We start from the raw sequence: 15,448 nt of genomic DNA, 5'->3' as shown, positions 1-15,448 counted from the left end.
CGGCTCAGAAGGGCTCCCAGTCTGACGGCTGGCCGACCCGGCCACGGACGCGGAACTCCCGCGCGTCGTCGTCGACGCGGGTCTCGACGACGACCTCGAACGGCTCGTGGAGGGTGTGAACGACCTGTTCGTCGTGGGCGGTCGAGCCGACGACCCCGACGAACGGCCACCCCTCGCCGGAGGTCTGCGAGGTCATTACCCGGGTGAACCGGTAGATACGCTCTGGCTCCCAGTACATCAACAGCTGGGACAGCGAGTAGACGCCGACTGCGCGGTCGCGGCCCACGGAGGACTCGACGATGTCGGTGAACTTGATCCCGATGTCGGTGAGGTTGCCGGCGCTGGCGACGTACTTCGTCGCCGGCGTGTCCTCGCGCTTGTCGCCCTGCTCGTGGGTGACGCAGTCGATGACGACCACGTCGTCGCCGTCCGCCCCCGTCAGCTCCTCGTAGTCCTCGCGGACCTTCTCCGCGGTCCGTCCCGTCGAGATCACGACCGGGCCCGTGGACCACCCTGCGAGCAGTCGGTTGAACAGGTCGTACTTCCCGCTCATCGGCGGACCGCTGATGAGGACGCTGTCGGCACCGCGGACAGCGTCGGGAAGCACAGTCATTTTGTGGACGTGAGAGTGTGTCGGGTAAAACCCTTCCGAGGGATCACTTTCGAAGCATGGAGGGGAGGTCGAGCGACGAGGGCGGGCCCTCCCGCGGCCCGTCGGTGAGTGTCAGTTCGCGTATCGCCCCGGGGAGCGCGGCCGGCACCGGAGACTCGCGCGGTGCGCCGGCGCCGTCGACGAGCGACGACCAGACAGCCTCGTCCTCCGGGTCGTCCCGCTCCGCCTTCGCCTCCAGCGCCTTCGTTCGCCCCTCGTCGTACGCCAGCTCGACGATGCTCCGGTCGTAGCCCCCCGAGAACGTCTCCAGCACGCGGTCGAGCTCCTCCGGGCGGGGGTTGTCGACGCCGGCCGCGACGCCCAGCGCGAAGGCGCGCTCGACCGCCTCCTCGCGGGAGAGGTCGTCCCACTCCGTGCCGAACGTGCGGTCGTACATCAGTGCGTCACCGTCGCCGCCGGGCCGACGCGGAGCCCGCCGTCGGTGAACTCCACGTCTTGGATGTCGGTGTCGACGTCCGTTCCCCGCATCTTCAGCACCTGGACCCCGCGGCGCATCCCCTCGTCTTCGAGGTAGTTGTGCATGAAGACGACGCCGTGCGCGAGGTAGTGCTCCTCGGAGTACGCGCTCGGGTCGGTCATCTCGGAGATCAGAAGCGTCGTCGCGTCCGTCCGCTTCAGCGAGGAGAGCAGCTGGATCATCGTGTCCTCGTCGTCGTCTAAGAGGAACCGCAGCAGCATCGTCGAGTCGAAGACGACACGGTCGATGTCGCGGGAGTTGATGAACCCGGTGAGCCGGTTGGTGACCCCCGAGCGGTCGCGGCGGTCGCCGGGGAGCCCGAAGAAGCGCCGGCCGTCCGACGAGAAGGAGTCGAGGAAGGTGACGCGGTCGGAGTCGAGCGCGCGGTCGAACCCGAAGTCGTAGCCGCTCATGTCCTCGCGGATCCCGTCCTTCGTCTCGTGCATGCTGATGTAGAGGACGTCCTCGCCGTTCCGAGCGCCTTGGGCCGCGAACTGTGAGCAAAACGTCGTTTTCCCGCTCCCGGGCGGGCCGCTGACAACGTAGAGGCGGTCCTCGGGGAACCCGCCGTCGACGAGATCGTCGAACCCCGGGACGCCGCTTGAGACGCGCATACGTAGGGACCCGTTGGACGGCTGATAAGCGTTGGCACCCGGTTCTCACCCGTGAGAACCGATCGCCGGCGGACGCCGACGGGGTCGCCGACGCGGTCGCCCGGCGCTCGCTCCGCCCTCTCGGCTACGCTTCCGCGGCCTCGACGTCGTCGAGGTCGCCTGCGATGGCCTCGTCGACGTCCGGCGAGACCCACACGACAAACCGGTCGTCCGACTTGACGATACCGCGGACGCCCTCGTCCTCGACGGTAGTGCTCTGATCGACGTCCTCGGGCGAGACGTCGCGAACCTGGAACACCTCATCGACCATCCAGCCGACCGTGCCGCCCTCGTCGATCTCGTCGTCGTCGAAGACGACGATCCGCTCTCGCGGACCGGCCTCGTCGATGTCGAACAGCGTCTTCGGGTCGACGATCGTCGTCGTCCGGCCGCGGAGGTCCATGACCCCCTCGACGTGGTCCGGCGAGTTGGGGATCCGCGTGAGCTCGCCGGCGTCGACGATCTCGTCGATGACGCCGATGTCCAGACAGTACGTCCCGTCGCCCAGGCCGAACTCCAGCACCTTGGTCGGTTCGGCGTCCGCCTCTGTGGCTGCCATGCCCGTACCTGCGGTGAACCGACAAATAACCGTGTTCCCTGAATTATCAGGGGTGATTACTGGGTCCGTGGATTTATGCTGATTCTGGGCGCGCTGTGGAGTATGAGCAGGACGACGGATCGGCGCGGCGGTCGGGACGGGTCGCCGCGGGTGGTGGTCGTCGACGATTCTCCGTTCATGCGGGGATTGATAAGCGACCTCTTGAGCGACGCCGGGGTCGCGGTCGTCGGCGAGGCGGGGGACGGAGAGGAGGCGCTCTCGGTGGTGGCCGAGACGCGCCCCGACGTCGTGACGATGGACGTCGAGATGCCCGGAATGGGCGGGCTCGAAGCCGTCGAGCGCCTGATGGAGGAGACGCCGACGCCGGTGTTGATGCTGTCCGCGCACACGGACGAGGGGGCAGAAGTCACCTTCGAGGCGCTCGACCGGGGCGCGGTCGACTTCTTCGCGAAGCCGGGCGGCGAGGTGTCCACCGGCGTCTCGCGGGAGTCGGACCGGCTCGTCGAGGCGGTGCGCTCGGTTGCGGACGCCGACCTCGACGCCGCGACCCGCGAGCGTGACGATCCGAGCGCCGCGGCGTCGCGCTCGCCGGGCGCCGCGTCGGAGGCGGACGCCGCGGACGTCGACGGCCCGCTGACGGTCGTGATCGCGGCCTCGACCGGCGGCCCGAACGCGGTCGAGCGCGTGCTGTCGGCGCTGCCGATGGCGGACTGCCGCGTGGTGATCGTCCAGCACATGCCCGAGGCGTTCACCTCGCGGTTCGCGAACCGGCTCGACGAGGCCTCAGCGTACGACGTGCGGGAGGCGAGCGACGGCGCCCGGATCGGCGCCGGCGAGGCGCTCGTCGCCCGCGGCGGAAGCCACACACGCATCGACAGCTACCGGTCGGGGCGGCTCCGGGTGAAGCTCGACGAAGACGACGACTCCCACACTGTCACCCCCGCGGCGGACGTGACGATGCGCTCCGCGGCCGATGTGATCGACGACCCGCTCGTCGGCGTCGTGCTGACCGGCATGGGCTCGGACGCGGCCGAGGGGATCCGCGCGATGGCCGACGCCGGGGCGCGCACGCTGGCGCAGAGCGAGGACACCTGCGTCATCTACGGCATGCCGAAGCGCGCCGTCGAGACGGGCGGCGTCGACGCGGTGTGCGACCTCGACGACGTCGCCGGCGCGATAGTGGGGGGTGAGGCCTGATGGACTCCCACCGCGCCGCGTTCGTCGCCGAGGCCGAAGACGGGATCACCGACCTCAACAACGCCCTGCTCGCGCTCGAAGCGGACCCTGAGGACGCCGAGGCGATGGACGACGTGTTCCGCGTCGCTCACACCCTGAAGGGCAACGCCGCGGCGATGGGGTACGAGGGCATCTCCGACTTCGGGCACGCCCTCGAAGACCTGCTCGACGCGGTCCGGCAGGGCAACCGCGAGGTGACGCCCGAGCTGATGGACCTCCTCTTCGAGGGGGTCGACACCGTCGAGGCGATGGTCGACGAGATCGCCGACACCGGCGAGGTGTCGACGGACCCCTCCGACCTCGAATCGCGCCTGCGCGAGATGGAGGAGCACGGCACCGTCGGCGGGAGCGACGCCGGCGGAGACGGCGATTCGGCCGGCGGCGCCGGCGATGCCGCGGCCGATGAAGGCGACGCCGGCGGTGACGATGATGGCGGAACCGAAGCCGACGCGGACGGGGAGGCCCCCGACATCTCGGTGCCGGAGCCGCCGGCGGCCGCGGACGACCTCCCGGACCCGGTCGCGTACGCGGACGTGACGATCGGCGAGGCCCAGATGCCGGGCGTCGACGCGGCGCTCGTCCTCCAAGCCCTCGACGAGCAGTTCGACGGGCACGTCACCGATCCCGCGCCCGAGGCGCTGGAGGACGGCGAGTACGACGAGGGGTTCGACGCCTTCGTCGGCGGCGCCGACCCCGAGGTCGTCGCCGAGGGGCTCCGGGCGCTCACGCAGGTCGAGGCGGTGACGGCGGCCGCGGTCGGCGGCGGCGACGCCGCCGAGGTCGAATCGAGCGACCCGGACGCCGAATCGGCGGCCCCCGAGCAGTCAGCCGCCGAGTCGGGCGACGCCGGGCCCGAACCCGCCGACCCCGGCGACGCTGACTCGGGCGAGATCGACGCCGAAGGCGCGGCGGAGCCGGCCGCGGCCGACGCGGACGACGAGCCCGACCAGTCTGACGACAACGACTCCAGTTCGCCGTCGGACGACTCCAGTTCGCCGTCGGACGACTCCGGGTCTGCCGGCGGGACCGACTCCAAGTCCGGCGACGAGATCAAGTCGATCCGCGTCGACGTCGATCAGGTCGACGAGCTGTACGGGCTCGTCGAGCAGCTGGTGACGAGCCGGATCAAGCTCCGCCGCGAGATCGAGGGGACGGACGCGGAGTCGGACGCCTTAGACGAGCTCGACAAGCTCGCCTCCAGCCTCCAAGACACGGCGATGGACATGCGGCTCATCCCGTTCTCGCAGGTGTCCGACTCGTTCCCGCGGCTCGTCCGCGACATCTCGCGGGACCTCGACAAGCGGATCGACTTCGAGATCGAGGGCGACGACGTCGAGCTGGACCGCACGATCCTCACGGAGATGCGCGACCCGCTCGTCCACGTCCTGCGGAACGCGGTCGACCACGGGATCGAGTCGCCCGAGGAGCGCGAAGCGGCCGGGAAGGACCCGACCGGCCACGTGTCGCTCACGGCGGAGCGCGAGCGCGACCACGTGATCATCGAGGTGTCGGACGACGGCGGCGGGCTTGACCCCGACCAGCTCCGCGAGAAGGCGGTCGACGAGGACGTCAAGAGCCGCGAGGCGGTCGAGGCGATGGAGGACGACGAGGTGTACGACCTCGTCTTCCACCCCGGCTTCTCGACCGCGGAGGAGGTCACCGACGTCTCCGGCCGCGGGGTCGGGATGGACGTGGTCCGGACGACCGCGCGCGACCTCGACGGCTCCGTCTCGATCGAGAGCGAGCCCGGCGAGGGGAGCACGGTCCGGTTCCGGCTCCCGGTCACCGTCGCCATCGTGAAGGTGATGTTCGTCGACGTGGGCGGCACGGAGTACGGCATCCCGATCAAGTCGATCGCGGAGGTCGCCCGCGCCGACGACGTCGAGGAGGTCCACGGCGACGAGGTCGTCAGACACGAGGACGACCTCTACCCCGTCGTCCGGCTGAACGAACGTCTCGGCGAGATCGATCCGACCGCGGCGGAACGGCCGACCGAGACGCCAGCCGCCGACGGCGGCGTCGCGGCCGACGAGCCGGGAGACGACGGGTTCGTCCCGGCCGACCCCGCGGCGCCCGACGGGTCCGGCGAGGGCCCGAGCGACGACGGCATGCTCGTCCGGATCCGCGAGGAGACGCGCAAGGTCGCGCTCCACTGCGACGCGGTGCTAGACCAGGAGGAAGTGGTCGTCAAACCCCTCGACGGCCCGCTCTCGGGGACGCCGGGCCTCAGCGGCACGGCCGTCCTCGGGGACGGGGACGTCGTGGCCGTCCTCGACGTGGTGAGCCTATGAGCGGGTCGGCGGACGACGGCGAGACGGCGTTCGAAGGCGTCCTCCGGCAGATCGACGACACGGTGCCGTTCGAGCCGGGGTACTACAACGAGTCGTACCTCGACCGCCGGATCACGGCGCGGATGCGGCGGCGCGACACGGAGTCGCACGCCGAGTACGAGCGGATCCTCCGCGAGGACGCCGACGAGCGGCAGGCGCTGATGGACGCGCTCACGATCAACGTGACGGAGTTCTTCCGAAACCCGGAGATGTGGGACGTGCTCCGGGACGTGCTCCGCGAGCGGACCGCAGACCAGCGGCGCGTCCGCGTCTGGTCCGCGCCCTCGGCGGACGGCCGGGAGCCGTACTCCGTCGCGATGCTGGCCCGGGACGACCCGGAGATCGACGAGTCGCGGATCGAGGTGCTCGGCTCCGACATCAGCGAGGAAGCCCTCGAAAACGCCCGCGAGGGCGTCTACCACACGACGCGCACAACGGACATCGCCGAGGAGCTGGAGCCGCTCTCCGACCCCGACAAGTACGTCGAGCGCGACGAGGACACGTTTCAGGTGCGCCCGGCGGTCAAGCGCCTCGTCGACTTCGAGACGCACGACCTGATCCGCGACGGCGCCCGCGACCCGTTCGACGTGGTGCTGTGCCGGAACCTGCTGATCTACATCGACGTGGACCACAAGGCCGCCCTGTTCGACACGCTGGAGGCGTCGCTGGCGGACGACGGCGTCTTAGTGTTGGGGATGACGGAGAGCGTCCCCCCGGACCGCACCGACCGCTACGAACCGATCGACAAGCGACGACGGGTGTTCGGGAGGCGCTGATGTCGCTGTACCAGCACGCCCGGGACGGGAACGCGGAGCGCCTCCGGGACGCGCTCGGCAGCGACAGCGCGGCCGTCAGGCGGCGGGCGGCGGAGTTCCTCGGCGAAGTCGGCGAGGAGAGCGATCAGGCGACGGTCGACGGGCTGCTCCGCGCGGCGACGACGGACGACGACCCAGAGGTCCGCGGGTCGGCGGTCGACGCGCTCGACGCGATCGGCGAGGAAGCGCTCCAACAGCTCCTTGAGGAGCTCACGGGCGGCGGCGGCGACGCCGAGGCCGAGTGGGTCACCGCGCGGAAGTTCGCCCGCGCGCTGAAGGCCGACCGCCCGGAGCTCCGGATGGCGGCCGCGAACGCGCTCGGGCGGCTCGACGACGCGAGCGGGGTCCAGCCGCTCGTCGGCGCGCTCGACGACGAGGACGCCCGCGTCCGGCTCCGCGCGGCGCAGGCCTGCGGGACCTTCGCGGACGCCCGAGCGGTCCCCGGCCTCCGCGAGCGGCTGGACGACGACGACCCGCGCGTGCGCCGCGCCGCGGCCAACGCGCTGGGGACGATCGGCACCGACGAGGCGCTGTCGCCGCTGTTGGACCTGCTCGACGACGGCGACGAGTCGATCCGCCGGATCGCGGCCGGGGCCCTCGGGAAGGCGAGCACGCCCGAACCGGTCGAGCCGCTCGCGCGGGCGCTCGGCGACGAGAGCGCGGTCGTGCGCAACGCGGCGGTGTACTCGGTGATCGAGCTGCTCTCGAACGTGCCCACCCAACAGAGCCACGCGGTCCGCGACCAGGTGGTCTCGGAGCTGAAGGCGGCCGACGACGCGACCGTCGTCGAGCCGCTCGTCGAGATCCTCACCGACGGCCAGCAGAGCCGCCAGCGGCGGAACGCGGCGTGGATCCTCGGCCGGGTGGCGGACCCGGACGCGTCGACGGCGGTGGAGGCGCTCGCCGACGCGCTCGCGGACGACGACCCGCAGACCGCGCAGTTCGCGGCCACGAGCCTCAAGAGCCTCGGCGGGCCGGTCGTCGAGGACCGTCTGCTCGACAAGCTGAGCCCCGAACACCCGGAGGACGCCCGCGCGAAGGCGGTGTTCGTCCTCGGACAGATCGGCGGACAGGAGACGCTCAACCGCTTGGAAGAGTACGCGGACGACGACAGTCAGGCCGTCAGGAAGCGCGTGTTCTCGGCCGTCTCGAAGCTCCGCGCGGGGGGTCAGTAAATGGCGCAGGACCAGGGCGAGTACAAGATCACCGACACGCAGGCGAAGTTCGCGGTCGCGGTCCGCGAGGGGCGGAAGGTGAGCGACGTCTCGTGGACGCCCGGGCGCGTCCTGCTCTCGAACCGGCGGCTAATCCTGGCCGGCAACGACGGGAAGCGGACGATTCCGCTGTCGAAGCTGGAGCGGCTCGGCGGCCGCCACGACGCGAACCAGTCCGTCGCGCGCGTCTCCAACTACGTGAGCTTCGACTTAGGCGATCAGGTCATGCTCGTCGCCGCCTCCGACCACGAGTCGTTCGAGCGCGACGTCTACCGCGCCCTGCTCGACCAGAAGACCGTGATGGCGAAACACCCCGCGATCGAGGGGGGCGTCGTCCAGGACACCGAGTGGGAGCAGGCCCGCGTGAAGATCGACGAGAACGGGCTCAACGCGGCCTTGGAGCGCGGCGCGTTCGTGAAGTTCGACCTCGACGATATCAGCGGGCTCGACGCCGCGAAGCGCACGGTGAACGGCGAGAAAAAGCCCGTCATCGAGGTGTCGCACACGGACGACGAGGGGACGAGCATCGAGACGCACGTCGCTGGCGACCCGAGCCGGATGCGGTTCGTCGAGTCGTGGCTCCGGAAGGGCGAGGAGCGGTCGTCGACGAACGTCGACCTCTCTAGCCGCGACCGCGAGGTGCTGATGGCGCTGTACTCCGGCGTCTCGCCGTTCGAGATCCCCTCGTTCCTCGGGATGGACGTCGACGACGTCGAGGAGACGTTTGAGCGGCTGGTCGAGCTCGAAGTGGTCGAGGAGGTCCGGATCCGCCGCGAGGTGGCGCTCAACTCCCGCGGCCGCAACATCGCCAGCGAGGCGATGAACGAGCAGTGAGGCGCGGTCTCCGCTTCTCGACCGCGCGGTGTCGCCGCGTCGAATCACAGTTAAGTCGGTGCCGCGTCGAGTCCGCCCATGAGCTACGAGGCGGTCCTCTTCGACCTCGACAACACGCTGTACCCGTACGCCCCCTGTAACGAGGCGGGCAAGCGGGCCGCGCTCGACGCCCTCCGCGAGCGCGGGTACGAGCTCGACCGCGCGGCGTTCGACGACCTCTACGCGACCGGTCGACGGGAGGCGAAACGCGAGACGCGAACCACCGCCGCCTGCCACGACCGGCACGTCTACTTCAAGCGCGGGCTGTACCGTCGCTCCGGCGAGCCGGACGTCGCGGCCGCGCTGGCGGCCGGCGACGCCTACTGGGACGGATTCCTCGCGGAGATGTCGCCCTGCGACGGCGTCGAACCGGCCTTCGACGCGCTCGACGCGGCCGGGATCGACGTCGCGGTCGTGACCAACCTCACGACGCGGATCCAGGTGCGCAAGCTCACGGCGCTCGGGGTCGACGACCGGATCGACTTGCTCGTCACCTCCGAGGAGGTCGGCCGCGAGAAGCCGAGCGCGCTCCCGTTCACGACCGCGCTCGCCGAGCTGGACCGCCGGCCGAGCGAGGCGCTGGCGGTCGGCGACAACCCCGAGACGGACGTCGCCGGCGCGAACGCGGTCGGTCTCGACACCGCCCTCTTCGTCGCCGACGGCGACGCGCCCGCCGAGGCGGACCTCTCGGCGCGGCAGCGCCCCGACCGTCGGCTCGACGCGCTCACCGACTTGACGGAGGTGGCGGCGTGACCCGCGATGACGCCGTGGGAGACCCCGAGCCGGGAGCGAACCCCGACCTCCTGCGCGAGGCGCGCGACGCGGTCGTCGAGTACGCGCCGGCGCTCGCCGATCTGACGCCCGGCCGGACCGGAAACCTGAGCGTCCGCGACGGCGACGCGGTGGCGGTCACGCCCACCGGCGTCCCCTACGACTCCTTCGACGCGGGGGACGTGCCCGTGGTGTCGCTGGACGGTGAGCGGCTCGCCGGGCGCATGGCGCCGTCGAGCGAAGTGCCGATGCACACGGGCATCTACGGGCACGACCGGCCGGGCGCGATCGTCCACACCCACTCGCCGTGGGCGACGACGATGGCGACGCTCGGCCGGAAGCTCCCGCCGGTCCACTACATGATCGCCGCGGTCGGCCGTGAGGTGCCGCTGGCCGACTACGCGCCGTACGGGACCGAGGAGCTGGCCGCGAACGTCGTCGCCGCGATGGCCGAGGCGGACTCCGACGCCGCAATCTTAGCGAACCACGGGCTCGTCGTCACCGGCCCAGACGTGGAGACGGCGGTCGAGAACACCCGCCACGTCGAGGACATCTGCCGGCTCTACCTGCGCGCGTCCGCGGTCGGCGAGCCGCACGTCCTCACCGACGAGCAGATGGCGACCGTCGAGGAGCGGTTCGAGAGCTACGGCCAGCAGCCGGACGCGGAGTAGGGGCGGCGGCGCCGGCAGTCGGCCGGTTTTATAAATACACGGGCGGCTACCGGATCGGTATGACAGACACGGAGCCGGCGCCGGCGGTCCGCGAGACCGCCGAGTCGATCGCGACGATGGAGATCCGCGGCGCGGCGACCATCGCCTCCGCGGCCGCCGAGGCCCTCGCCGAGCAGGCGGAGGCGGCGGCCGCGGCGGACGCGACCGCGAGCGACCCCGCGGCGTTCCGCGCGTCGATGCGCGCCGCGGCCCGCACGCTCCGCGAGACGCGCCCGACCGCGGTGTCGCTGCCCAACGCGCTCCGATACGTCCTCCAGCGGATGGAGGGCGACTCGGTCGACCGACTCCGCCTGAGCGTCGCCGACGCGAGCGAGGCGTTCGTCCGCCAGCTCGACCGCGCGCAGGAGGACCTCGGGCGGGTCGGCGCGAACCGCCTCGCCGACGGCGACACGGTGATGACCCACTGCCACTCCACCGACGCGCTCGCGTGCATCGAGGCGGCCGTCGAGCAGGGGAAGTCGATCTCGGCGGTCGTCAAGGAGACGCGCCCGCGCCAGCAGGGCCACATCACCGCCGAACAGCTCCGCGACGCGGGCGTCCCCGTCACGCTCATCGTCGACTCCGCGGCGCGGCGGTACCTCGACGAGGTCGACCACGTCGTCGTCGGCGCGGACTCGATCGCCGCCGACGGCGGCGTCATCAACAAGATCGGCACCTCGGGGCTCGCGGTCAACGCCCGCGAGCGCGGCGTCCCGATCATGACCGCGGCACAGACGATCAAGCTCCACCCGGAGACGCTGACGGGCCACACCGTCGAGATCGAGATGCGGGACGAGAGCGAGGTCATCGACGCCGAGACCCGCGGGGAGATCGGTGAGATCGCGGTCGAGAACCCAGCGTTCGACGTGACGCCGCCGCGGTACATGGACGCGATCGTCACCGAGCAGGGGCAGTTCCCGCCCGAGAGCATCGTGACGCTGATGCGGGAGCTGTTCGGCGAGGGCGCGGCCGAGCCGTGGGCGGAACCATGAGTGGACGCGACGGCGCGGGCGACGACGACATCGCGTCCGAACCTGGCGACGGCGAGGGCGTCGACGACTGGGACGAGACGGTCGCGGCGTGGGGCCGCGAGGTCGACGAGTGGGAGGGCGAAGGTTCCGAGGATCGAGGGGACGGCGACGGCGGCACCGCGACCGACGGGGCAGCCGACGACGGCGCGGGGAACGACGGCGCGGGGAACGAGGCCGCCGACGGCGGTGCGCCCCCCGCCGGCGACGGGGTCGACCCGTCGGTCGACCGCGACCCCGACCTGAACCCCGACGACGCCGACCGCGTCCCGAAGGTCGTCTCGGCGGGCCACATCAACTGGGACGTGACGATCCACGTCGACCGCCTCCCCGAGCCCGACGGCGAGACGCGGATCGACCGGCTCGAACAGTCCGGCGGCGGCAGCGCCGCGAACGTCGCGGTCGGGCTCGTCGACCTCGGCGGCCAGTCGGTCGTCTACGGCAGCGTCGGCGGTGACGAGTCGGGCGCGCTGGCGCTGCGCGAGCTCGCCAGCGCCGGCGTCGATCCCGGCCAGGTACTCGTCGACGCCGCCGAGCCGACCTCGGTGAAGTACGTCATCGTCGACGGCGGCGGCGAGCTGCTCATGCTCGCGAACGACGGCGCGAACGAGTCGTTCTCCGCGGCCGGGCTCGACCGCGACACGCTCGCAGCCGCCGACCACCTCCACCTCACCGGCCAGCAGCCCGAGACCGCCGCGGCGCTCGCGACCGCGGCCGCCGAGGCGGGTGCGACCCGGAGCTTCGACCCCGGGCGCCGCGTCGCGGACCGGGAGTTCGACGCCGCGCTCCACGCGAGCGACGTGCTCTTCGTGAACGACCGGGAGGCCGACGCGCTCGCGGCGGCCACGGACGTCGATCCGTGGGAGCCGGAGGACCGCGTCGTCGCGATCAAGCTCGGCGACGAAGGCGCGACGGTGCGGACGCCGCACGGCAGCGTCTCGCACCCCGGGTTCGACGTCGACCCGGTCGACACGACCGGCGCCGGCGACGCCTTCGCGGCCGGGTTCCTCGCGGCCGCGCTGCGGGAGCCGGAGATCACCGGCGACGGGTTCTCGCACGACCCGCGCGACTACCAGGTCCCGATCCTGGTCGGCAACGCCTGCGGCGCGGTCGCGACCGAGTCGGTGACCGCGCGCACGGACCTCTCGTGGGACCGCGTGCGGGACCGGATGGGCGAGTCGCCCGAGACGGACCTCCTCATCGAGGTCCGCGGCTGAGACGCCGCGGTTTGACGCCGGGCCGCCGCGTCAGTCCTCGTAGTCGAACGCGACGGCGAGGTCGTCGGCGCCGAAGAAGACGAACCGATAGCGGCCGGGAACGAGGTCCGGACAGACCCGGAACGCGTCCGCCTGCGGCCCGTCCCCGACGAGCCCGGACTCGCTCATCTCGAACTCCCACGTCAGCGTCCCCCCGGGCGGGACGCCGATCGCCACGTCGTCGTAGCCGACGGCGGGGTCGCCCTCCGTCGCGCGGAGCTCGGTCCAGCCCGCCTCGGTCAGGATCTCCAGGTTGTACTGCCCGCGACTACCGACGTACGCCGTGCGACCGGAGACGTTCGTCAGTTCGATCCGGAACGCAGTCCCGCGGCCGATCGCGAGCGGATCGGACCCGGGGGCGTCGTCGCCGGGGATCACAACGCGGAGCGCGAGCGGGCCGTCGCCGCCGGCGCCGGTGCCGACCCCGCCCGCGCCGCCCCAGTTGACGCCGCCCTCGTAGAGCTGTGGGTGACGCTCGGCCCCCTCCGCGTCGCAGTCGAACGAGGCGGGGACGTTCGACGGCCCGTGGTCGGGTCGGATCTCCCCGGCGAGCCCCTCCGGGTCGCGGATTCCGTCGGCGTCGCGCACCGTCCCGGTCTCGCCCCAGCCGTCGGTGACCGAGAGCCGCGCTGCCCGGGGGAGGGGATCGCTCGTGACCCGGAGCAGCGCGGCCGAGTAGGTGATCGCCTCGCCGCAGGTGACATCGTCGCCCCCCGGCCCCTGAACCGTCGCGTTCGCGACGAGGGTCCCGTCCTCGACCGCGACCCCGCCGAACGCGATCTCGTCGTGACAGGTGTCCGGCCCGACGGACTCGACGTAGCAGAGCCTCGACGCCGCGAAGTCGGTCTCCTCGACGAACGCGCGGACCCGTTCGGGCGCGTCGTCGAACAGCCCCGCGCCCTCGCCGTGCTCCTCGGTGATCAGCGCGCAGAACCCGCGTCGCTCGTTCCGGTTCCACGCCGGCCCGGAGAGGGCCGCGCCGACCTGCTGAACCGCCGTCGTCACCCCGTCGCCGCCGTCCCCGCCGTCGCTCGCGTTACCGTCGCCGTCGCGTCCGTCGCCGCCGTCCGTTCCGTTTCCGCCCGGGATCGGGTCGCCCGCCTCGGTACACCCCGCGAGCGCGGCGGCGCCTCCGACGGCGACGCCGTGGAGGGCCGCTCGCCGCGTGAGACCAGTCATACCTCGCGGTACGCTGTCGATACGTAAGTCCCTCCTGTAGACGCAAACGCGCGTCTAACCAACCGGTCCGCGGCCGGTCCGGGAGCGCGGGACGCGTTCCGGCCGGCCTACGCCGGCGGTGCGAACAGCGCCTCGACCCCCTCGGCGTCGAGGTCGGCGGCGAGGCCGAGCGCGAGCGCGACGCGCGCCTTCGGGGCCGGGAGGTCGCCGGCGAACGTGACGCCGTGGTCGGCGAGCGTGACGGCGCCGCCGGCGGTCCCGTACACCGGCTCCGTCGGCCCGGCGGGCGGGCGCCCGGCCACGACGACCGGCACGGACTCGACCGCTTCGCCGATCGCCTCTCCGAGCGCCCCGGTGACGTTCCCGAGACCGGTCCCCTCGACGACGATCCCGCCGACCCCCGCGTCGAGCGCGCGTTCGAGCGCGCCCGCACCGACGCCGGTGCCCGAGTGGATCACCGGGACCTCAGGCACGCCCTCAGCACCCTCGACGGCGTCTGCGAGGGGATCGACCGAGACGCCGCGCTCGGGGGTGCGGACGACGCGCGAGGCGGCGCGGGTGAACGTCGCGACCGGACCCGCGCCCGGCGAAGTCATCGTCGACAGCGCGTTGCTGTGGCCCTTCACGACGTCGCGGGCGGCGTGGAGCTCGTCGTCGAACGCGACGTGGACGCCGCGCGAGAACCGGCTGTCCGCGGCCGCCCGAACCGCGAGCGCGAGGTTCGCCGGTACGTCGCTGGAGGGCTCGTCGAGCCGCCGCTGCGCGCCGGTGACGACGACCGGCGCGTCGAGGTCCGTGAGGAGGTCCAGCGCGAACGCGGTGTCCGCCAGGGTGTCCGTCCCGTGGGTGACGACGACGCCGTCAGCAGCCTCGTCCGCGCTCACGCCCGTCCGGTCCGGGCCTTCGCCCACCGCCTCGCGCGCCGCCGCCGCGGTCGCGAGCACGTCGCGCCACCGGACGTCGAACCCCGGCCGCGAGCAGACCTCTCTGGCCGTCACCCGCGCGTGGTCGCTCACGGCCGGCACCGCCGCCACGAGGTCGTCGCCGGTCTTCTCCGGCGCCGCACCGTCCTCGCCCGGTTCCGAGGCGATAGTGCCGCCGCAGGCCACCACCGCCACGCCCGGGCGACCGCCGTCGGTTCGCGCCGCGGGTCGCTCTCGGTCGCTTCCGGTGCCGCCGCGCCGGCCGTTCGAGTCGCCGCGCCGGTCGCGGTGATCGGTCTCGGTCATACCGGTCCTCGCTCCCCGACGGACAAAGCGATTGGTACCGCGGCAGGCGCTCGGCTCGGCGCGCGCCGGACCGCGACCGGGGTCGACTACCGGCGGCTCGCGGCGGTCGGACTGCTCCGCGGGCCCAGACGCTCCGAAACCCTCGGTTCGGCACAGATCTCGAAACAAAGGATTAGCGGAGCCGATAAACAGTTAAAATATCTCTGAGCGGGTTTTAAAACGTCCAAACCGACCGAGAAACGTGGTGAAATTCGTCGAACCCTCGTCGGGCTATATGTGGTCCCCCTTCCTACGGAGAGGTGTCCATGTCAACCCCCGCTCCCACGCAGATCGCCTCCGGCGAACGGCTCGCCGGGCTGATGACCGGCACCGTGAAAGCCGCCGCCTTCTGGGCGGCCATCGCCATCCCGGCCGCGTACCCCGCCCTCCTGTACGCGGGCCTCGACGGCGTCACCGGTGTAGAGG

15 protein-coding genes are annotated in these 15,448 nt (G+C 72.1%); 9 read left to right on the top strand and 6 right to left on the bottom strand.

Annotation, left to right across the window (positions count from 1 at the left end; genetic code table 11):
• Positions 1-4: 4 nt before the first annotated feature.
• The 4 genes from B9G49_RS06465 to B9G49_RS06450 form a co-directional block, all read right to left on the bottom strand.
• Entirely contained in the window at positions 5-613 is a 609-nt protein-coding gene (locus B9G49_RS06465; RefSeq protein ID WP_086215825.1) for a hypothetical protein, read from the bottom strand.
• 43 nt (positions 614-656) lie between these two features.
• Positions 657-1,049, bottom strand: coding sequence for a hypothetical protein (locus B9G49_RS06460; RefSeq protein WP_086215824.1), 393 nt, complete (start codon positions 1,047-1,049; stop codon positions 657-659).
• Positions 1,049-1,744 carry an ATPase domain-containing protein gene (locus B9G49_RS06455; protein ID WP_049930394.1) on the bottom strand — a complete coding sequence of 232 codons (696 nt, stop codon included), beginning with the start codon at positions 1,742-1,744 and terminating at the stop codon, positions 1,049-1,051. Before B9G49_RS06455 ends, B9G49_RS06460 begins: the two co-directional genes overlap by 1 nt.
• Before the next feature lie 124 nt (positions 1,745-1,868).
• Positions 1,869-2,342 carry a chemotaxis protein CheW gene (locus B9G49_RS06450; RefSeq protein ID WP_049930396.1) on the bottom strand — a complete coding sequence of 158 codons (474 nt, stop codon included), beginning with the start codon at positions 2,340-2,342 and terminating at the stop codon, positions 1,869-1,871.
• Positions 2,343-2,444: 102 nt separating this feature from the next.
• Between B9G49_RS06450 and cheB the strand changes: the two genes are divergently transcribed.
• From cheB to B9G49_RS06405, 9 genes are all read left to right on the top strand, one after another.
• Complete coding sequence (gene cheB / locus B9G49_RS06445) at positions 2,445-3,539, top strand: chemotaxis-specific protein-glutamate methyltransferase CheB (protein WP_198943822.1); 1,095 nt, start codon at positions 2,445-2,447, stop codon at positions 3,537-3,539.
• Positions 3,539-5,869, top strand: coding sequence for a chemotaxis protein CheA (locus tag B9G49_RS06440; protein WP_086215822.1), 2,331 nt, complete (start codon positions 3,539-3,541; stop codon positions 5,867-5,869). The genes cheB and B9G49_RS06440 overlap by 1 nt, the downstream gene beginning before the upstream one ends.
• Complete coding sequence (locus B9G49_RS06435; protein WP_049930399.1) at positions 5,866-6,684, top strand: protein-glutamate O-methyltransferase CheR; 819 nt, start codon at positions 5,866-5,868, stop codon at positions 6,682-6,684. Before B9G49_RS06440 ends, B9G49_RS06435 begins: the two co-directional genes overlap by 4 nt.
• The gene (locus B9G49_RS06430; RefSeq protein ID WP_086215821.1) at positions 6,684-7,898 is read left to right on the top strand and encodes a HEAT repeat domain-containing protein; all 1,215 of its coding nucleotides are present in this window, start codon (positions 6,684-6,686) and stop codon (positions 7,896-7,898) included. The genes B9G49_RS06435 and B9G49_RS06430 overlap by 1 nt, the downstream gene beginning before the upstream one ends.
• Positions 7,899-8,771: a CheF family chemotaxis protein gene (locus B9G49_RS06425; protein WP_049930402.1), complete on the top strand. Its 873-nt coding sequence runs from the start codon at positions 7,899-7,901 to the stop codon at positions 8,769-8,771.
• Positions 8,772-8,849: 78 nt separating this feature from the next.
• On the top strand, positions 8,850-9,563 hold the full coding sequence (locus tag B9G49_RS06420; protein WP_086215820.1) for an HAD family hydrolase: 714 nt from the start codon (positions 8,850-8,852) through the stop codon (positions 9,561-9,563).
• Complete coding sequence (locus B9G49_RS06415) at positions 9,560-10,252, top strand: class II aldolase/adducin family protein (protein ID WP_049930405.1); 693 nt, start codon at positions 9,560-9,562, stop codon at positions 10,250-10,252. The genes B9G49_RS06420 and B9G49_RS06415 overlap by 4 nt, the downstream gene beginning before the upstream one ends.
• Positions 10,253-10,311: 59 nt before the next feature.
• The gene (locus B9G49_RS06410) at positions 10,312-11,283 is read left to right on the top strand and encodes a ribose 1,5-bisphosphate isomerase (protein ID WP_086215819.1); all 972 of its coding nucleotides are present in this window, start codon (positions 10,312-10,314) and stop codon (positions 11,281-11,283) included.
• On the top strand, positions 11,280-12,536 hold the full coding sequence (locus B9G49_RS06405; protein ID WP_086215818.1) for a carbohydrate kinase family protein: 1,257 nt from the start codon (positions 11,280-11,282) through the stop codon (positions 12,534-12,536). Before B9G49_RS06410 ends, B9G49_RS06405 begins: the two co-directional genes overlap by 4 nt.
• A gap of 30 nt (positions 12,537-12,566) precedes the next feature.
• Here the strand turns inward: B9G49_RS06405 and B9G49_RS06400 are convergent, their stop codons facing one another.
• Both B9G49_RS06400 and B9G49_RS06395 read right to left on the bottom strand, forming a co-directional pair.
• The gene (locus tag B9G49_RS06400; protein ID WP_086215817.1) at positions 12,567-13,754 is read right to left on the bottom strand and encodes a hypothetical protein; all 1,188 of its coding nucleotides are present in this window, start codon (positions 13,752-13,754) and stop codon (positions 12,567-12,569) included.
• 107 nt (positions 13,755-13,861) lie between these two features.
• Positions 13,862-14,983, bottom strand: a complete 1,122-nt coding sequence (locus B9G49_RS06395) for an asparaginase (RefSeq protein WP_086215816.1) — start codon at positions 14,981-14,983, stop codon at positions 13,862-13,864.
• Positions 14,984-15,448: the final 465 nt, after the last annotated feature.

Source organism: Halorubrum sp. SD683 (assembly GCF_002135045.1).
GTDB lineage: Archaea > Halobacteriota > Halobacteria > Halobacteriales > Haloferacaceae > Halorubrum > Halorubrum ezzemoulense.
The sequence above is the reverse complement of the archived record's forward strand: the minus strand, read 5'-3'. Positions and strand labels throughout refer to the sequence as shown.